The sequence below is a fragment of the Mycoplasma sp. 527 genome (assembly GCF_053851595.1).
This window is the reverse complement of the sequence record NZ_JBSQAY010000005.1, coordinates 26,940-47,673: the sequence shown is the minus strand read 5'-3', so window position 1 is coordinate 47,673 and position 20,734 is coordinate 26,940. Positions and strand designations below refer to the sequence as shown.

The following is a 20,734-nucleotide window of genomic DNA, read 5'->3' as shown; positions in this document are numbered from 1 at the left end:
TTTTCATATATTTGTTATATTTCCAAGTTTATAAATTAAAAATTTATAGGGAGGAAAAATGAAAAAATTAAGTGAAAAAGAATGTGATGAAATTGCTGGCGGATTTGCTATATCAGCCTTAATTACTTCTATATTAGGAGCAATTCCAATAATCACCTCAGCAATAAGCTCTACCGTAGGTCTAATAAGATCAGTAAATTCTTCAAAGGGCGAAATTAAAACCAAAGATTTCAATGCAAAATGGGAAGATACTGATAATAACATTGGCTTCAATGTTGGCTTTCATTACTGCTTATAAATAAAAAACTAGGAAACTTTCCTAGTTTTTTATTATTAATCTTCTTTTTTGAAATAAGTACTTATTTTTTTGATTTTTCTAATATCTTGTTAAATCTTTCTACACGACCACGTGCCTTAACGTCTGTACGATTTCCGGTGTAGAATGCATGACAATTAGAGCAAACATCTAAAGATACTTTTTCAGCGGTTGAACCAAAAATAAAATCTGTGCTACACGATGAACATGTTGCATGAATTTCAGAATATTTTGGATGAATTTCCTTTTTCATAGAATATGCTCCTTATATATTATTTATTGAAGTTAATTAACTAGCAAAAATTATAACATAAAAGCGTTATTTTTTACTCATTAATATTTTTTCATTTTCACTCAACAACTTCTGGCATATCGTAGCCAAATTCATGAATATATTCATTATGTTCTTGTATTTTTTTATTCATTAAATCGATAAAATTTTGTTCCTTAGAACCATATAATTTCTCTATTGCATCTTTAGCAATGTGGTATCTATCCATTTCGCTTAATTGTCTGATATCAAAACTAGTTGTTATATCACCATTTTCACGATAACCATGAATAATTAAATTGTGATTTGTTCGATCAAAGAAAATATCTCTTATTAAACCTTCAAATCCATGGAAAGAAAACACAACTAGTTTATCTCTTGTAAATGCCTTATCAAATTCCTCGTCACTAATTCCACGTGGATCGATCTTAGGATTTCTTAATTTTAATAAATCAACAACATTAATATACTTGATTTTAAGCTTAGGAAAATGACTATGAACAATAGAAATTGCTGCTAGTGTTTCTAGGTTCGGTTCAACACCAGAGGATGCAAAGACAATATCAGGCGTTTCTGTTTCCTTAACATTTGAAGCTCAATCAATAACCTTATAGCCTTTTTCAACAAGTTCTTTTGCTTCATCGATATTAAAAAATTGTTCCCGCGGTTGCTTAGAAGCAACAATTAGATTAATAACATTTCTTTCGGTTAATGATTTTTCCATAACAGCCAAAAGTGTATTAGAATCTGCAGGCAAATATTCTCTTATTAATTCAGGACGTTTGTCGGCAAGATGGCCTAAAAGGCCAGGATCTTGGTGCGTATAACCATTATGATCTTGTTGAAATGCTGTTGAAGTTGCAATAATATTTAGAGATGGATAATCATTTCTTCATTTCAATTCTAAAGACTTCTTTAATCACTTCATATGCTGAGTTAACATTGAATCGATAACTCGTAAAAATGATTCATATGAAGCAAAAAAACCATGGCGCCCAGTCAAAACATAACCTTCCAAAAAGCCTTCAGCCTGGTGCTCACTTAATTGTGAATCAATAATTCTACCAACAGGACCAACAAATTCATCATATTTGTCCGAATATTCCTCTAACCATTGACGCTTAGTAACTCTAAAAAGTTCAAATAATCTATTTGATTTTGTTTCATCAGGACCAAAGACCCTAAAATTATTAGGATTTTTTGTTACAACATCAGCCATATATTTTCCTAGCTCAACCATATCCTGTCCTTTATTTTTACCAGGATATTCAACATTAGTAGCAAATTTTTCTCATGGAGATAAATCTAGATAGCGTGAATTTATTCCTCCGTTTGTTATTGGATTTGTTGCCATTCTTTGCTTACCTTTTGGAGCAAGGTTTTTAATTTCTGCTAGAATAGTTCCGTTTTCATCAAAAAGTTCTTCAGGTTTATATGATTTTAGTCACTTTTCTAACTCTTTAATGTGAGTAACATTAAAAGCACTAACAGGCAAGGGCACTTGATGTGCTCTAAAACTGCCTTCAATTGCTTGTCCATCTCAATCTTTTGGACATGTCCAACCTTTCGGGGTTCTAACAACTAGCATAGGCCATAATGGTCTTGTTACATTATTTGGCCCGACTAATTCTGCCTTAGCCTTAATATTTAGAATATCTTCAATAGCTTGATCCATGATTTTAGCCATTTCTTGATGAATTTCAACACTAGTTTTATTACCACTTCATTCAAAGAAATATGGCTTTCAACCTAAACCTAAAAAATATTGTTCAATTTCCTTTTTTGGTTTTCTTGCTAAAAGAGTTGGATTAGAAATTTTCCCACCATTTAGATGAACGATAGGAAGAACAACACCATCATTCACTGGATTAATAAACGAATTTGAAAATCATCCAGCACAAAGGGGCCCAGTTTCAGCCTCACCATCGCCTATAACCGCAGCTGCAATCACACCAGGATTATCCAATATTGCTCCTGTTGCATGCGATAATGAATAGCCTAACTCTCCACCTTCATGAATTGATCCAGGTGTTTCAGGAGCAGCGTGACTTGCTGTTCCACCAGGAAATGAAAAACGCTTGCACATTCGTTGTATCCCTTTTTCATCCTGTGAAATTTGGGGATAAATTTCTGAATAAGAACCATCCAAATATGAGTTAGATATCATGACTTGGCCACCATGTCCAGGACCCTCTATATAAAACATATTTAAATCATATTTATTAATAACACGGTTTAAATGGGTATAAATAAAATTTTGTCCAGGAATTGTTCCTCAGTGACCAATAGGATATAATTTAATATCATCTTTTGTTAATTCTTTTTTTAATAATGGATTGTTTCTTAAATAGATTTGAGCAACACTTAAATAATTAGCTGCTCTAAATCACTTATCCATTAATTCAAAATATTCTTTTTTATCAAAATTACTATTCATATTCCTCCATAATATATTTTTGCAAAAAATATAGTAATAATATTTTACATCAATTTATTAAGAAGTAAAGGGGTTAATAGCTAATCATACATAAAAACAAAAAATGCCCTACAATAAACATAGTCATTTTTTTAAAAACACATTTTATTGTCAATTTCTCCAAAAAAGCGTATGTAGAGTTTCTTGATTTAATGACAACTGTATTCTTTTTTGTTATATCAATTTATTATAATTTTCTACAATAGTTTTTAGTTATAAAAACCATTTTTTAACATATGTTTAATAACAAAATCTAGATCATTTACTGAAAATAAATTTTAATTGAGAATTTTATTTGTTTTGTGATGAATTACAACTGATAAATAAATATAATTTAATTTTTTGATGTTTCAATATATGAAACACAATGTTTGGCGTATCTCTATTACAATTTCTTTTTTTACATAATCAATAAACAAAGAACTCAAGCCCCTTATTTCTTCTTCTTTTTTTCTTTTAGCTATTTCCTATTAGCAACTAATTAAAAAAATCCAAGCACAAATGTGACTGGATTTTTTATCTATGTTCAACAAAAGCAAGTAATTTTATAATCCTAATTCCTCATCAGTCGGAATATCTAAATTTGAACCAACATAAGCAAAAATTTCGGGACTTTGTTTTAAATATTTACCATCTAAAATTCTTTGAACAGATTTTATCGTATCTTCCAACGAAACATAAACACCGGGAGATTTTGTAAAGTGTTCAGTCATAAAGAAGTTTTGAGTAAAGAAATTTTCCAATTGAAGAGCCTTTTTAACTGTATTCTTACTTTGTTCATCTAATTCATCAAATCCTAGAATCAAAATAACATCTTCAAGGTCTTTATATGCTTTTAAAATTCTTTTTGTTTCTATGATAGCGTCAAAGTGTGCTTTACCAATAATTTTTTCATCAACAGAGTGTGATGAAGAAGCTAGAGGGTCAAAAGCAGGGAAAATATTTTTTGAGGTTTGATTACGCGATAAAACAAGATTACCATCAAGGTGGTTAAATACTGCAACGGCTGATGGATCACTTAAATCATCCATTGGCAAGAAAATAGTTTGGAATGATGTTATTGATCCATTTTTGTTTCTAAATAATCTATTTTCAACATTAGCAACATCTGATTCTAATGTAGATTGATAACCACCCACAGAAGGTTTTTTACCCAATGAAGCAGAAACCTCATTTTCAGCCTGAATAAAACGATAAATATTATCAATAAATAATAAGACATCATCTTTTTCATAATCTCTTAAATATTCGGCAGCTGTAATACCAATTGGTACAATCGACATTCTAGCTCCTGGTGATTCATTCATTTTTGAAATATACATTACTGAATTCTTCATTAAATTTGATGATTCTAACTCATCAAATAATTCAATAGCTTCACGTGATCTTTCTCCGGAACCAATAAAAATATTTGAAGTCTTTGTTAATTTTTTATTAACATTAAAAATAATTTCCTTCATTAAAACAGTTTTACCAACACCGGCGCCACCAAATATACCCAATTTATATCCTTTAATAATTGGCATAAAGAAGTCAATTGCCTTAATTCCTGTTTCAACTATTTCTAGATTACTCTCTAGATAGCGATCGTTGTTAATAATTGAATTCATTTCAATATATATAGGTTTTGTTCCACGTTTTTCAAGTAACGGTTTTCCCTCAAATGAATAGATATTATTTTTGGAACCCGAACCAACTGGAACCATAAAACTTTGTTTGGTATTAATAATTTCATCATTGATGTTAATTTCTTTTGAAGAATAGATAATAATAGCTCTAATTGTTTCCTCATCAATAATTCTTTTTACCAATAAATAAGTTTTGCCGTCATTCGTTGTTAGTAATTGATTAACTAATGGCAACTCTTTTTTATTAAATTTAACTTCAATAATGTCAGATCATAATTTAACTATTTTTCCCATTATTTATCTCCTAACTTTTTAGCAACTAATTCTAAATATTCCTTACTAAATTCAACAAACTCATGTTCATATTCAACATCTCATCCTAAATTTAAATAATCTGAATATTGTTTTAAAGCATATGCAAAAAAGTTTTTCATAATCTTATCATCATAATCTGTACTTGTTTGCATAGTATTATAAGCATTTTTAGCTTCCTGATTTGTTTCAATTAAAAGATCGATAAATCTTAGCGCTTTTTCTTCATCCTTAATTCCATGTAATATAGTTCATGAAATTAGTTTAGACATCAATAAAACAAATTTATTCGAATATAATGTATATCCTTTTTGAATAAACATCTTATCAATCATTTTTCCTTTGTACAATAATGTTGCGGTTTCTTTATTCAATTCATAATCAAGAGCAGCAAGCTTTAAATGTCTCTTATATTGTTTAAAGATTTTACCTACTTCTGAAGCTACTTTTGACATAATTCTATTTTGTACTGATGAACCAGTTCTTGAAACTGATAAATTAATATTGATAGCCGGTAAAACACCTTGAGAAAATAAGTCAGCGCTAGTTACAATTTGACCATCAGTAATTGATATAACATTAGAAGAAATTAATGAAGTTATATCGCCATCAATAGTTTGTAAAATTGGCAAAGCAGTAATTGTTTTTCTATTTTTAAATGAACCAGCACGTTCTAATAATTGTGAATGAGCAAAAAATATGTCGCCGGGCATTGCTTCCTTACCAACAGGCTTATCAGCTAATAAAGCAATTTCTCGAATAATATTAGCATGCTTTGTTAAGTCATCAAATATAATAACAACATCATCAGTTAATGAAATGTTTTCAGCATGTGCCATACCTACATACGGAGCTAGATATTGCTCGTATGCACTAGTAGCAGGCGCATCAACAATAATAGTATTTTTTAAAGCGTCATGTTCTTTTAAGGTATTATAAATTTTAGATATGCTTTCTCTTTTTTGTCCAATTGCGACATAAACACACTTGGTATTGGTTTTTGCTTGATTTAAGATAACATTAATTGCTATGTGAGTTTTTCCGGTTTGTCTATCCCCAATAATTAATTCACGTTGTCCTTTTCCGATAGGAATTAATAAATCTATTGATGTGAATCCTGTATATAGTTGCTCATTTAATGTTTGAACACTCATTAATTGATGAGCAAGTTTAAATGTGGCACTTTCAGGATCATTTTTTTGTTTTTCGACAGCAAGCTTTTTAGGTAAAACAACATCGCCAAAAATATCGACTACATTTCCAAAATGTTGTTTTGAAGTAAATACATCACGCTTTTGGGTAGCGATTATTGTATCATTAATTTTTAACTCTTTATTTTCATTATTAGCTAATAAAAACGCGTGATCATTTGTAGCGCTAATAAGAATTAATTTAATATTTGTATCTCTTTCGCAAACAAATTGTTGTCCTTGTTCATAAGGAAATTGTCCTGATACTTCAACAATATAACCAAAAATAGAAATTATCTTGGGATTTTTATTTGGTTTAGCATTACTATTTTCCATTTTCTTCTCCTTTATCATTCATAAAATAACTTTTTTTAATATATAACTTCAAAATTCCTGCTATGTCTGAGAAATATAAAATAATGTTAGGCAAGAATTCAACATAATATCCATCTTTTATTAGGTCCTTAAGAATCTCATTATATAATTTTTCGAAGTCATTATTTCATTCAAATTCTTCATTATTCGCATAAATTAATGGAACTTTTTTATAAATGCTAAATATAGCGTTTTCTTCGAAGTTAACAATAAAATTGGCAAATTTTATAGGTAGATAATCCATAAGTGATTTCTTAATTCTCTCTAGAAAGTCAATTACACGGGAATCCTTTGTATTAAAATTACCTTTAAATAAAATAGTTGAAATAAGTTTATTAAAATCAATTAATTTAATTTCATTTTGATTTTTTTGATCTTCAAACCAGAACAAAATTCTATCTTTATTTCCATCTATTAATATAGATTTTTTTTCAGGCATTTTTCTCCTTAAAATAAGTTAAATAATAAAACAACATTATTATAACCATAATTTCCTAATAATTTAGGAATTGATAATAAAAAAATAATAGCAAAGCCATTATTTTTCTACAATAGGATATACTGAAGCAAATTTTCTATTAATTCTATTTTCGAATTTTACAATACCATCTATTAAAGCAAATAATGTATCATCTTTTCCTTTGCCTACGTTATTGCCAGGAAAGATTTTTGTTCCTCTTTGTCTATAAATAATGCTTCCGGCTGTTACAAATTGTCCATCAGTAGCCTTAACGCCTAATCTTCTACCAGCCGAGTCTCTACTATTCGAGGTTGTTCCACCAGATTTCGTATGTGCCATGTCTTATTTCTCCTTAATTTCTGCAATTTGAACTTTTGTATAAGGTTGACGGTGACCTAATTTACGTTTATGAGTTGATTTAGCATTGTGTCTATAAACAACAATTTTCTTTGCTTTCCCTTGTTTTTCAATGATACCTAAAACAGAAGCAGCTTCTAAATATGGAGTTCCAATTTTATTTTCGACTGCTAAAACTTTATCAAAAACAACCTTGTCCCCTGCATTTCCATCGATTTTTTCGATATAAATAGAATCGCCTTTTTTAACGATTAATTGTTTACCACCTGTTTCGATAATTGCAAACATTTAAAATCTCCTTATATTTTGTCACATCTTTGAGGTACTTTTAAAAAGTTTAAAAACCTGTTTAGAATGGTTACTCTATAAGTAACTTGATTATTTTACCACAAATTTGCGTATATTTCGGCAAAATAAAAAAACAAGGAAATTATTCCTTGTCCTTATTCTAATTAATTATTCGTAATCTATTTTATTATCATCAAATTCTTCTGATTCATTATCATCAGTCTCAAAATCTTCATTATCATAAAAATCATCAGCAAAGTCATTAACAAAGCCTTTATCGCTAAGACCTTCTTCATCATATTCTTGTGTCAAAGTATATAAATCAATCATATTTTCATCGCCTAATTCAATATCGTCTTGTTCTTCATTTTCATCAAAATTTGTAAAGTATTTAATCGATGGTTTAATATCGTATTTAGAATGTTCTTCAAATGAATATAATGCAGTTCCTGAAGGGATTTTCTTTCCAACAATAATATTTTCTTTTAGACCACTTAAATTATCTGTTCTAGAAGAAATGGCAGCATTAACAAGAATTTTCGAAGTTTCTTGATATGAAGCGGCAGCCAAAAACGAATCAGACAACAGTGGAACTTGTTTAGCACCTTTAATAACAACACTTCCATATGCTGGAATTTTGTTTTGAGATAATAATAACGAATTTTCTTCTTGATAATCAAAGATATCAACAATAGCACCAGCAAAGAATTTTGAATCTCCAGGATCACTAATAACAATTTTAGACATCATTTGTCTAATAATAATTTCAATATATTTATCACTAATAGCAATACCTTGAATACGATAAATTCTTTGAATTTCTTTTAGTAAGTAATTTTGGACTGTTCTAACATCAGTTAGTGCTAATAACTCTTTTAGAATAATTGGGCCTTCTGAAAGCTTTTGGCCGACTTTAACATCATCACCAATAGAAACTCTTAATTTCTTATTAGTATTAACTAAAATAGATCTAGTTTCAATTTGATTTTTATTATTCAGAATTTCGATATAAACAACATAATCGTTATCAGATTTTTCAAGTTTTTCAATATCAACTACAATACCTTGATATGGCGAAATTGTTGCTGGTCTACCTCATGGTTGTTCATGAGCATCAATTAATTCAATTAATCTAGTAAAACCACCAGTAATATCTTCAACACCAGCAACCCCACCAGTATGGAATGTACGCATAGTTAGCTGTGTACCAGGTTCACCAATTGATTGAGCAGCTATGATACCTACTGCTTCACCAATATTAACAACACGGTTTGTTGCTAAGTCCTTACCAAAACACATTTTACATACACCATTACGAGTATTACATCCAAGGATCGATCTAATTTCAACTTCTTCAATACCAGCATCAATAATTTTTTGTGCTATCTTATTAGTAATTAAGATGTTTCGGCTACAAATCAAATTACCTTCTTTATCATAAATTGGCTTATTTGAAAATCGACCAATTATTCTTTCTTTTAGAGATACAATAATTTGTTTTGTTTTAGTATCAATGATATTTCTAGCTAAAAATCCATATTCCGAACCACAATTTTCTTCTCTAACCACAATATTTTGAGCAACATCAACCAATCTTCTTGTTAAATAACCTGATTTAGCAGTATTAAGTGCAGTATCAGTAAGACCTTTTCTAGCACCATGGGTTGACGAATAGAATTCAAATGCGGTTAGGCCCTCGATAAATGATGACTTAACGGGAACTTCAACGGTCGAACGAACAACCCTATCATTTTTAGCATCAGCTTTAGTGGTTTTTGTATTGTTAGCCATCAGTCCACGCATACCAGCTAATTGAACATAGTTCGAAATGTTTCCACGAGCACCTGAGTTAATCATAGTGATAACTGGGTTTTGTGGATTTTCTTTGATGATTGTTTGCAATTCTTGTTGGATTTTATCTTTGATTTCAGCTCATTTTTTAATAGTTAACGAGTATCTATCATCATCAGTTATATAACCTAATTTGTAGTAGTTTTTTAATTTAGCAATATATTCATCACCTTCAGCGATATATTCTTTTTTCTTTTCAGTTTCTAAAATATCCGAGAAGGAAATAGAAATACCTGAAGTAGTTGAATAATCAAAGCCAAGTTGTTTAATATCGTCAAGAATAGAAGCAACAATATTTGTATATTTAAATCAAACCTTGTCTAACAATTTAGCTTTCTCTTTAGCACTTAATGGAATATGAATTTGTCCGCGGTATCTCTCTTCATTTTCTAAATTTAATTTTTGTTTTTCTTCTAAAACAAATTCAGTCAATAAATCTGCATGTTCTCTTTCAAGATTTTGGCCCTTGTAGGTTTTTAATTTTAGAAATTCTAAAACAATATCTGAATCTTGCAAATCATTAATTTTATCAATAACGCTAGCAACTTCCGCTATGCTTATCGTTGCAACATAGTTATCAAACATGTAACGAATAATCTTGGCAATATTCTTTTTATTAAAGGCATCTAGCAATGGCAAGGTCTTAATATATTCAGGAATATTTATACCAGCTTTAACTACATATGTTTTATTAAACTCATTCTTATATTCCTCTAAATTAATTGCCTTTATTACTTTATTATCAAAGATAAAAGGAAAATCTTTTGGAAACACATTATTAAAAATAAATTTACCAACTGTTGAAATAACATAAAGTTGTTGATTAATTGTATTTTTATTAAATATTTTAGAGTTTTTTACCTCTTCAGCAGGTAATGCTACCCTTGCATGTAAAGAAACTTTTTTAGCTTCAAGGTTCCTTATCATGTGATCATAATTGTCAAAGACTCTTCCTTCGCCCTTAGCATCTTTTTGTTCAATTGTTAAATAATATAAACCCAAAATCATATCTTGTGAAGGATTAATAATAGGTTCTCCATCCTTAGGGCCTAGAATATTTTTATTGGCAAGCATCAATTCACGACTTTCCAATAATGATTGTTCCGAAATAGGCACATGAACAGCCATTTGGTCACCATCAAAATCGGCATTAAAAGGGGTACATACTAAAGGGTGTAATCTTATAGCCTTTCCTCTAACTAAAACCGGTTCAAATGCTTGAATAGACAAACGGTGAAGCGTAGGAGCACGGTTAAGAAGTACTAATTTTCCTTTAATTGCTTCAGCGACATGAGGTCAAATAATTGGATTTTGATCTTCAATTATTTTCTTAGCATTTTTAACAGTTGTTGCAACCTGTTGATCAATTAAACGAGCAATAATTCATGGCTCAAATAATTTTGCAGCCATCTCTCTTGGAATACCACATTGATGCATCTTTAAATTTGGCCCAACAACAATAACAGAACGGCCAGAATAGTCTACACGTTTTCCAAGTAAATTCTGTCTAAAACGTCCTTTTTTACCTGTTAGTGCATCTGAAATAGATTTAAATGGACGATTGTCCTTTGATAAAACAGGGTTAGGGGTTCTTCTTTGATTATCAATTAAAGCATCAACGGCTTCTTGAACCATACGTAATTCGTTTTGCGTTACGAGTTCAGGAGCATCTTTTTCTTGTCATTCTTGTAAACGATTATTTCTAATAATAACTCTACGATATAGCTCATTTATATCACTTGTTGAGTGTCTACCACCATCCAATTGAATTAATGGTCTAAGATCAGCTGGAATAACTGGTAAATTGTAAATTAGCATATTTGTTGGCGATTGTTTTGATTCAATAAACGCGTTAATAACTTGCAATCTCTTATATAATTTTTCCCTATTTTGTTTAGTAGTAGTTGCAAACTTTTCGGGATTTTTAGATTCTTGTAAATTGAGTTGATTAATTTGCTCTGTTACATAAGCTTTTTCAGCGACTAGATCTAAATTCTTCAATAGATACTCAATAGCTCTTGCCCCAGTCATAATTTTTGCGTCTGAGTAATGTTGGATGATGTCATTTAATTCATAAAAGTCAATTCCATATTCTTGACCAATTTTTGAAGTGGCTTTTTCAACCAATTGCTCAATTGTTTCTGAAATTTCATCATAAGCTTCTTTATGGTCTGGATTTTTTGGATCAAAACGTGTTAATAATTCATCCAATGCTTCTTTATATATAACAGCAGCATCATTGATTTCGATTATTAAGTTTTTAGGTAATGATTTAAGTCCACCATCTTCTACAACAATATGATTTTTATAATAAATAAGATTTTCAAGTTCCTCTCTTCTAACTGTTTCAGATGAATTTTGACTCGAAATTCTTAAACCTAATAATTTATAAATAATTGAATGGTCAACCTTAAAAAACCAAAAATGAACAACAGGGCTATTTAACTTAATATGCCCCATATGATTTCTACGTGCTATTTTAGGCAAGATTTGAACATTTTCTTTACGACACAAATCAGTTCTTGTACAATATGAACCTTCATTTATTTTCTTATATTTATAACCACAAGTAGGACAACGATAATCTATCATTGGTCCAAAAATAATTTCATCAAACAAACCACCACGTTCAGGTTTATATGATTTATAGTTAATAGTTTCTGGTTTTGTAACTTCCCCATGCGATCAAGATTCAACATCCTCAGGAGTAGCTAATGATAAAGAAATTTTTCTAATTTTTGATTCATCTAATAAATCGAATTTTGCATTGTTTTTCATTATTCTGCTCCCCCATCTCAATCTTGTTGATATTTAGTATCAATTCTTTCATATTCAAGCTCATTTTCTTCTCGTGAATCATCATGAGTTTCAAGTTTGATGCACAAACCTCTTAGTTCATATGCCAAAACATTAAACGACTCAGGCATACCTGGCTTTGGCAACTTTGTTTTTCTTGCAAGCGAGTTATAAAGCTGATTACGTCCATTAATATTATCTGACTTATATGTTAATAGTTCTTGTAATAAATTTGCTGCACCATATGATTCGATGGCTCATGTTTCCATTTCCCCAAATCTTTGCCCACCATTTTGCGACTTACCACCAAGCGGTTGTTGCGTAATTAATGAATATGGTCCAACTGAACGAGCATGCATTTTATCATCAACCATATGATATAGTTTTAAATAGTACATTATCCCAACCGATATTGGTTGATCAAATGGTTCACCAGTACGGCCATCATACACAACAGATTTACCTGATGGATTAATTTTTGCTTCTTCAAGAATTTCTTTAATTTGATTATGAGTAATTCCATCAAATGTTGGAGTAACAAATTTTGTATTTAATTTTTGCGCAGCTAAGCCAAGGTGCAATTCTAGAACTTGCCCAATATTCATCCGTGATGGAACACCTTGAGGGTTAAGAACAATATCCAGTGGAGTACCATCTTCTAAATAAGGCATTTCCTCAACTGGTAAAACAACGGAAACAACGCCTTTATTACCATGACGACCTGCCATCTTGTCCCCGACTTTAATTTTTCTCTTTTGGGCAATTGAGACTTTAACAATCTTTTCAATACCGTCTTCTAGAACATCGCCAAATTCACGACTTAAAACATCAACAGCAACAACTGTACCATTATGACCATGTTTAACTTTTAGTGATGTATCCTTTTTTGAAGCAGTCTTTTGTCCAAAGATAGCTCCCATCAGTTTTTCCTCAGGAGTTGGGTTTTCTTCACCTTTTGGCGATGTTCTACCAACCAAAATATCACCTGCAGAAACTTCAGAACCGACTCTAACGATACCATTATCATCTAAGAAACGCTTTGAGTGGTTTGAAACATTAGGAATATCAGTTGTTAAAATATCTTCACCGGCTTTTGAATGTCTAAATTGAATAGTTTGTTCTTCAATATGAATCGAAGTATAAACATCATCCTTAACTAGTCTTTCTGATAAAACAACAGCATCCTCATAATTAAAACCATGTCATGTTGTGAAACCGACCAAAACATTCTTACCTAATGCCATTTCACCATTTTTCATTGATGGACCATCAACCAGTAAATCTCCAGTTTTAACACTTTGACCTACCTTAACTAATGGAACCTGATGAATTAAAGTACCTTGATTAGATCTCTCGAAAGTTCTTAAATGGTATTCATCTTTCTTATTGCTTTCATCTCTCTTAATGATAATAACGTTAGCATCAACATAAGATACCACACCATCATATTTAGCAATAATGTTTGTTGAGGAATATTTAGCAATATCAGCTTCAACACCAGTTGCAACTAATGGAGCTTCAGGGAATAATACAGGTACAGCTTGACGTTGCATATTAGAACCCATTAATGCCCGGTTAGCGTCATCGTTTTCTAAAAAAGGAATAGCAGAAGCAGCGATCGAGGTCATTTGACGGTTTGAAACCCCAACAAAATTAACTTCATTAGCTGGGACTTCAAGATATTCATTATCACGACGAACCATTACCATTTTATCAACAATTATATCATTTTCAATATTGACGGTTGATTGCGCAAATGTATACCCAGCTTCTTCGATGGCTGTTAAATAGTGCGGACTTGAAAAATCTACCTTTTTGTTTTCAACCTTAAAATATGGCGATTTAATAAATCCGTATTTATCAATGTCTGCGAATGATGCAAGATTAAGAATAAGTCCAATATTCGGCCCTTCAGGAGTTTCGATTGGGCAAATTCTTCCATAATGGGTAGGGTGAACATCACGAACCTCAAATTGGGCGGTATCACGGTTTAGACCTCTTGGTCCCAGTGAGGTAATACGACGTTTGTTCGAAATTTCAGCTAACGGATTACATTGGTCCATAAATTGCGAAAGTTTTGATGTATTGAAAAATGATTTAAACTGGTTAAATATTGGTTTATTATTTGTTACATTCTTTGGCGTAATCTTTGATGTTTCCTTGGTTGAAATTCTTTCACGAGTATTTTTTTCTAATTTAATTAGACCGATTCTAAATTGATTTTGCAAAAGCTCACCAATAGTAACAATTCTTTTATTTACTAATGAGTCAGGATCGTCATCAACACCAATATTAAACAATAAATTAAAATAGTATGATATTGTTGCAATTAAATCAGGAATTAGTAAAAAGTTTTCAGTTGAATTAGGATCATTACCTAGCACTTGAACTTTATTAATGTCATTTATCATGTCATTTTCTGTCGGATAAACTCATACCCTCGGAACAGATAAACGCAAAGCAAGTTTTTCGTTTCCAGGCATATCCAATTGATTACCATATACCGAAGGATCAACATCAGGTAATTTTCACAAAGGAAGAATGCCTAATCTAAATTCCTCCGCAATCTTTCTTGCTATTTCTCAAGTAATTAACAAACCTTTTTCATACTTAACTTCGCCATCCATATTAATGATATGCTCAGCTAAATAGGTGTTTACTAATCTTTCGGCGATATTTAACTTACGGTTCAAAGTAAAACGACCAGTTTCAGTTAAACTGTATCTTTTTTCATTAAAAATAGTTGATGGAATTAAATTACGGGCCGATTCGGCGGTCATTCTATCGCCCTTTCTAATTAAGCGATATATTGTTTCCTGGGCATCCCTTGTAATTTCCTCATCAGTATTACCTAATGTTTTATCTTTTCGTAAAGTTTCATTTAATTCTGGAATATCACCAAACATTTTCTTAATACCTTTTTCAGTAAAACCAAGTGCTTTCAAAAAAGTAGATAATAAGAATGATTTATTTTTATCGATATGCACCTTAACGGTGTCCGGGTTAGATGAAGTAGTTTTGTGGTATATTTCAACTCATGAACCGACTTGAGGAATAATTTCAACTTTATTAAACAAGTCATTAGCCTGTTTATTTCTTACATTAACTCCAAAGTAAGCACCAGTTGAACGAATTAATTGAGAGACAATAACCTTTTCTGAACCATTAATGACAAATGAGCCTCCATATGTCATAATAGGAATTTCAGCAAAAACAACTTCAGCAGGTGTAACTTCACCTGTTTCTTCATTAACTTGCTTTAATTTAGCCTTTAACTTACCTTGATATGAAGAACCTTTTTGTTTTGCCTCTTTAATACACTCAAATTCAGTTTTATTAGGATATTCAAAAGTAGCAGAATTTTCAATATACTCAATTCTTACTTTTCCGCGTGATTCAATTGGATATATGTTTCTCAATTCCTCTTCAACACCTTTGGTTAAAAATTGTTCAACAGAGTCTCTTTGCATTTTTAAGAAATCAGGAGTATCGAATTTCTTTTGACTAATTGAATAATCTCTACGTTCGGTAACCGGTCCAAATTTTCTTAAAACATATTCTGGTTTTTTGTTCATATCTAACCTCATTTTTTGTTTAAATTTACTAAAATATACTCAAAGTATTTACAACAGTTTACACATACGCATGTATGCGCATTTTTATATTATATAAAAAACACAAAAACGGCTTTTTAAGCCAGTTTTTTATGTTATCTTTATTAGTCTAAAACTACTTCAGCCTTAACTTCAGCTAATTTAGCCTTTAATTCTTCTGCTTCTTCCTTCTTAACATTTTCTTTTAATAAGGCAGGTGCTGACTCAACCAATTTCTTAGCATCCATTAAACCTAAACCTAGTAAATCCTTAACTGCCTTAATAACAGCAAGTTTATTTCCACCGTCTGATTTTAATGTAACATTAAATGTTGTTTTTTCTTCAACAACTTCAGCAGAAGCTGGAGCAGCGGCAGCAACAACAGCACTAGGATCAATTCCAAATTCTTCTTTTAGTCCTTCTACAAGTTCCATAACTTCTTTAATATTCATTTCTTTCAATGCTGAAACGAATTCTTCTTTTGTTAATTTAGCCATATTTTTCTCCTTAAAATTTTATTTTATATTTTGATTATTAAGTTTTACATTTCCTTTTGTTTAACTAACTCGTTTAGACCAATTGCAAGATTTCTAATTGGTGCAAGCAATGAGTTTCCAAGAATCATAAGTGATTCTTCATATGAAGGAAGTTTTGAAATTTCTTCAAGATTTTTTGCATCAACAACTTTGTTTTCATAAATACCAGCGACCAATTGTAAGGCAGGGTATTCTTTTTTGAATTTAGCTAATGCTTTTAGTGTGATTAAGTCATCTTCATTAGCAAAAATAAATATATTTTGGCCAACAAGATAATCATTTAATGTTTTGTGTTCTGTCGATAATAAGGCTTGTTTAACTAAACGATTTTTATAAACTTTTATTAAAACGCCATACTTAGCCAATTCTCTACGAATTGCTTGCAACGAACTAACATCTAAAGTTTTATACATAGCAACATATAAAGCCTTAGACTGATTTAGGTTTTTAGAAATTTCATCAACCACTAAGACCTTAGCATCCCTTAATGCGCTCATTTCTCCTCCTATTTTAAATTATGTTTTTGCAATATCAATAGTCGAGCATACTCGGTAACTTATTAAGCGTTTGCCGTTACTGTCTTCATATATTGCAAAAGCATTATATCATAGAAAAAATAAAAATTTAATATCATTATCATAATTTTCCATTATTTAATGTGTATTTATAATATACAATATATTTTGACTCATTTTCTATTTTGATTATTTATATTTTAATAGGAGTCAAAACAAAAGTCAAGCGTTTTTTGGTGTTTGACTCTTCCGTTTTTTTCAATCTATTTGTAGCAAACAAAAAAAATTGGAATGGAAACTTTTTTACAAAATACAAGGATTTTATTATGACAGGTAAAAATGCAGCAATTACATCTTTTATAATATATATTTTTGGCGCGCTTTTTTTAACAATAGCCTTAGTTATGTTTTTGTTTTTAGCTTTAGTTAACATAAAATCTAATTCTAATGAAGAAATATTTGAAGAAATATTTGTTATTTTACCTTTTTTACCTTTGGCACCAGCGTTGATATTAAATATTATAGGTTTAGTATTTTATTTTATAGCTATGGTTAAAACAGGTTTATCAGCAGCTAGAATATTAATGATAATCGGGTTATTTCTTCCACTTTTAGGATTAATAGGTTTAATTATTGCTATGACTGAACAAACAAATTTTAATAAAGCAAAAATTTATATAAATAATGGAAATTATTGTAGTTTATGTGGACAATTGTTACAAAAAAACAATCAAACAATACAAAATCCGCAAATCAACGCTCAGTAAGAGGCCACTATTATTAGAGAAGTAATACACGTTAGTGGTAATCATGCAAATCTAGAATAAAACAAAAATTAAAATAAACCTTAATACACAAAGTATTAAGGGAAAAAATGGAAAACTCAAATGTAAAAAAATTTCATTTTTTCATTTTTCAGTTTTTCTTAAGTTTTTGAGCAAAAAATAAAAAGTGTAAAATTGACCATTATTTTCAAGCAAAACACACTTTTTGTTTTTTTATATACAATTTTTTTACAATTTCTAAAATTTCATTATAAGTTTCTTCATTGCTCTTATTAATAGCGGGGTTAATAAATCTTTCTTCAATTATTTTCGCGTTTCTTAACTTAGTTAACTTATTACAGTCTTTTTAAAAAATCAATTAACTTAGTATTGGTTATTTTTCAATGAAACCTTGTTGATGATAGAATTCATTAATTTCAAATATTGCAAAATAAAACAATTAATGCAATGAAATTTAGTAAAAAATGCCCTCGAATATGTTTTTCAGTTCGGATAAATATCGGTCAGATTTTTAGTGATTATTTCAATGTTTTGAGGTTTTCTTCAATTTGATATTGTTTGCGATAAACTAAAAAAAATTTCTTCAAGTTTAAGATCTTTTCTTGATGTTTCATAAACAAAGTAACCATCAAATTTTTCATCTTCTTCGATTTTGTCTAGATCAAGAATAAAACTCATTTTTCAACTCTTTATTTAAGAAAATATCTAACAAAGATGCTTTTATTACACATCCTTAACACTATACAAATCCAAAAAAAGAAATGAGTTTTATTATCCCATATGATATTTTACTTACTTATAAGTCTATAGGAAGTCATTTAGGTCAAAATCTAAGTGCCATAAACCTAAGAAGAAACTGCTGGCAAAATAATGCATGAACAACCTAAAGAAATTAATGATTGATTAACTTTGAATGACTATGAAATGGATATAATCTATAGAAATATAAAATCAAAGAAAGTCATATTAACTTTGATAAATCGCTTAACAAAAAAATCTTATGCAACCATATCAAGACTCAATGCTAGAGCAATAAAAAGAGCTATCGAAAAATTGGCTGCTAGATTTAACTTTAAGATTAACACTTTATTAATAGATAACAGATCTGAAAGCTATATGTTGGACAATATAAAGAGTATCAAACAAATTTTTCACACAAATGCATTTGCATCATCTCAAAAGGGTTAGATTGAGAATATACATAAACTTATATTCTAAAAGAAAAAATTATTTGACTGATACAGCAATGATGAAACCTGATCCATGATGGACAAAATTAATAACGTTGTTCGGCATAATATTAAGCAATTTCCATTTCTGATGTCGGCTAATGCAGCTCAAAATTTCTTTCAGAATAATTAAAAGTTTAATGAACGAAATTGTATGTTAGATTAGTTATCCATGCAAACAAAAAGCAATTAGATATATGCAACTCTCAAATCCTTAGATATTAAAAATTCGCGTTTTTTTAGGAATGCTTTTGCATTTTTTTACATAAAATTATTCTAATAAAATTTAGCGAAGATGCACTTTTTCGTTTTATATTTAACAAATAATGTATATAATTAGGAGCATTAGGTATTTAAAATGAAAAATAAATTTAGTGAAAAAAGTTTTTTCTTATATGGTATTAATTTTATAGTTGGTTTTGGTTTTATAACAACAATCACAGGAATAATTGCTCAAGGTATATGAGGTATGTTGGTTTTTGCACTAACATCATTCATCAGTTTTAGTGTTATTTTAGCATTTGCGCGTGGAGCTCAAGCATTTGGTAATGAGGCCGGCGGTTCATATGTTTATGCCAAAAAAGCTTCAACAAATAAATTTTGAGTCTTTTTTAATGGCTGGAATCAATTCTCACAGATACCGCTTTTTTCAGCCACGACAATTTTATTTTTTTCAACATTGCTATCAGAATTTGATAAATCACATCAATTAATCTATCAAATTGTTTCTCTTGTATTCTTTCTTTCTTTGACATTAATTGCAACGTTTGGAATAAAGACATCTAAATGATTTATTTTATTTTCTGCATCAGTAAAATGAATAACGATAATATTAGGTGTATCTTTAGGTATTTATTTATCCTTTAGTTCACTCGATTTTGCTAATAACATCTTGACAAATAGCAAAGTTTCAGTCTCAATAATTACTATAAATGTATTGAATTTTATTTATGCATTTGGTGGTGCAGAAGGTCTTGCAGGAATAAGCGCTAACGTAGAAACAAAACGCTTTAAAAAGATATTATTACTAATTTTTGCTGCTGTACTTGCAATTTACTTTACTTTATATCTCTTACTGTTAGGACTGCAAAAAGGATTTATTGGTGAATCCACTTCATTTTCAAAATTCTTTCAATCGTTATGAGGTTTAGCTGGACTTATAATTTTTATGATAGGTACACTATTCAATAGAATTTCAAGCACTCTTTCGGCAAACATATACTATTCAAGAATTGTTGCTCCTTTAGCTCATGATGGATTCTTACCTTCAAAACTAGGCAAGAAAAACAAGCATGGGGAATATAGAAACGCATTATTATTTGCAACAGGTTTTAGTGTTATATCAATGATTATTTTTACAGCAATACCATATGCATTAGGTATAAAAGATCAATTTAGTTTTATCCTTAATGCTGGTAACGTGGTTTTCTTAATGCAGTACCTTTTAGTAATAATTTCGATTTTAGTTATTGCATTCAAACATAGAACATTTAGGCTTACTTGATGAGAAACTACAATATTTATTTTGTCTATTATTTTAATAATTTTTATATTAGTAGTTAATTTTATCCCTCCGATTGTAGGCGATGAATACACAAAAGGAACTATATTTTTAGCACCTAGTTATCTAGGTGTAATGCTGATTGGCTTTGTCATTTGAGGAATATATTCAGCAGTAAAACGACGTAAAAAGAAAAATATTTCAAAAACTTATGAGCTCAAAATATAGCTATATTATCACTTTGCTAATTTTCCT

The 20,734-nt window shown here is 29.9% G+C and carries 16 protein-coding genes; 4 read left to right on the top strand and 12 right to left on the bottom strand.

Annotated features, from left to right (window positions below; translation table 4 throughout):
• Positions 1-58 precede the first annotated feature (58 nt).
• Entirely contained in the window at positions 59-298 is a 240-nt protein-coding gene (locus tag ACWXVQ_RS02765; protein ID WP_444704768.1) for a hypothetical protein, read from the top strand.
• 61 nt (positions 299-359) lie between these two features.
• Here ACWXVQ_RS02765 and rpmE read toward each other — a convergent pair whose 3' ends face one another.
• From rpmE to rplJ, 11 genes are all read right to left on the bottom strand, one after another.
• Positions 360-569 carry a 50S ribosomal protein L31 gene (gene rpmE / locus ACWXVQ_RS02760; protein WP_438340297.1) on the bottom strand — a complete coding sequence of 70 codons (210 nt, stop codon included), beginning with the start codon at positions 567-569 and terminating at the stop codon, positions 360-362.
• Positions 570-642: 73 nt separating this feature from the next.
• Positions 643-3,024: a phosphoketolase family protein gene (locus tag ACWXVQ_RS02755; RefSeq protein ID WP_456013555.1), complete on the bottom strand. Its 2,382-nt coding sequence runs from the start codon at positions 3,022-3,024 to the stop codon at positions 643-645.
• Between the two features lie 584 nt (positions 3,025-3,608).
• Complete coding sequence (locus tag ACWXVQ_RS02750; RefSeq protein ID WP_456013553.1) at positions 3,609-4,985, bottom strand: MSC_0618 family F1-like ATPase beta subunit; 1,377 nt, start codon at positions 4,983-4,985, stop codon at positions 3,609-3,611.
• Positions 4,985-6,529 (bottom strand): MSC_0619 family F1-like ATPase alpha subunit, encoded by a 1,545-nt coding sequence (locus ACWXVQ_RS02745; RefSeq protein ID WP_456013551.1) that lies wholly within the window; start codon positions 6,527-6,529, stop codon positions 4,985-4,987. Before ACWXVQ_RS02745 ends, ACWXVQ_RS02750 begins: the two co-directional genes overlap by 1 nt.
• The gene (locus ACWXVQ_RS02740) at positions 6,519-7,007 is read right to left on the bottom strand and encodes an MSC_0623 family F1-like ATPase-associated protein (protein ID WP_456013549.1); all 489 of its coding nucleotides are present in this window, start codon (positions 7,005-7,007) and stop codon (positions 6,519-6,521) included. The genes ACWXVQ_RS02745 and ACWXVQ_RS02740 overlap by 11 nt, the downstream gene beginning before the upstream one ends.
• A 99-nt stretch (positions 7,008-7,106) precedes the next feature.
• Positions 7,107-7,367 carry a 50S ribosomal protein L27 gene (gene rpmA, locus ACWXVQ_RS02735; RefSeq protein ID WP_438340302.1) on the bottom strand — a complete coding sequence of 87 codons (261 nt, stop codon included), beginning with the start codon at positions 7,365-7,367 and terminating at the stop codon, positions 7,107-7,109.
• Between the two features lie 3 nt (positions 7,368-7,370).
• On the bottom strand, positions 7,371-7,673 hold the full coding sequence (rplU, locus tag ACWXVQ_RS02730; RefSeq protein WP_438340303.1) for a 50S ribosomal protein L21: 303 nt from the start codon (positions 7,671-7,673) through the stop codon (positions 7,371-7,373).
• Between the two features lie 168 nt (positions 7,674-7,841).
• The gene (locus ACWXVQ_RS02725; protein ID WP_456013548.1) at positions 7,842-12,302 is read right to left on the bottom strand and encodes a DNA-directed RNA polymerase subunit beta'; all 4,461 of its coding nucleotides are present in this window, start codon (positions 12,300-12,302) and stop codon (positions 7,842-7,844) included.
• Entirely contained in the window at positions 12,302-15,895 is a 3,594-nt protein-coding gene (gene rpoB, locus ACWXVQ_RS02720; RefSeq protein ID WP_438340305.1) for a DNA-directed RNA polymerase subunit beta, read from the bottom strand. The genes ACWXVQ_RS02725 and rpoB overlap by 1 nt, the downstream gene beginning before the upstream one ends.
• A 143-nt stretch (positions 15,896-16,038) precedes the next feature.
• Positions 16,039-16,410, bottom strand: a complete 372-nt coding sequence (gene rplL, locus ACWXVQ_RS02715; RefSeq protein ID WP_438340306.1) for a 50S ribosomal protein L7/L12 — start codon at positions 16,408-16,410, stop codon at positions 16,039-16,041.
• Between the two features lie 44 nt (positions 16,411-16,454).
• Complete coding sequence (gene rplJ / locus ACWXVQ_RS02710; protein ID WP_438340307.1) at positions 16,455-16,946, bottom strand: 50S ribosomal protein L10; 492 nt, start codon at positions 16,944-16,946, stop codon at positions 16,455-16,457.
• A gap of 203 nt (positions 16,947-17,149) precedes the next feature.
• On the opposite strand from rplJ, the gene ACWXVQ_RS02705 reads away from it, so the two are divergent.
• Entirely contained in the window at positions 17,150-17,731 is a 582-nt protein-coding gene (locus ACWXVQ_RS02705) for a hypothetical protein (RefSeq protein ID WP_456013546.1), read from the top strand.
• Positions 17,732-18,112: 381 nt separating this feature from the next.
• Here the strand turns inward: ACWXVQ_RS02705 and ACWXVQ_RS02700 are convergent, their stop codons facing one another.
• On the bottom strand, positions 18,113-18,427 hold the full coding sequence (locus tag ACWXVQ_RS02700) for a hypothetical protein (protein ID WP_456013544.1): 315 nt from the start codon (positions 18,425-18,427) through the stop codon (positions 18,113-18,115).
• Between the two features lie 192 nt (positions 18,428-18,619).
• On the opposite strand from ACWXVQ_RS02700, the gene ACWXVQ_RS02695 reads away from it, so the two are divergent.
• Positions 18,620-18,937, top strand: a complete 318-nt coding sequence (locus tag ACWXVQ_RS02695; RefSeq protein ID WP_456013542.1) for a hypothetical protein — start codon at positions 18,620-18,622, stop codon at positions 18,935-18,937.
• A gap of 399 nt (positions 18,938-19,336) precedes the next feature.
• Positions 19,337-20,707, top strand: coding sequence for an APC family permease (locus ACWXVQ_RS02690; protein ID WP_456013540.1), 1,371 nt, complete (start codon positions 19,337-19,339; stop codon positions 20,705-20,707).
• Positions 20,708-20,734: the final 27 nt, after the last annotated feature.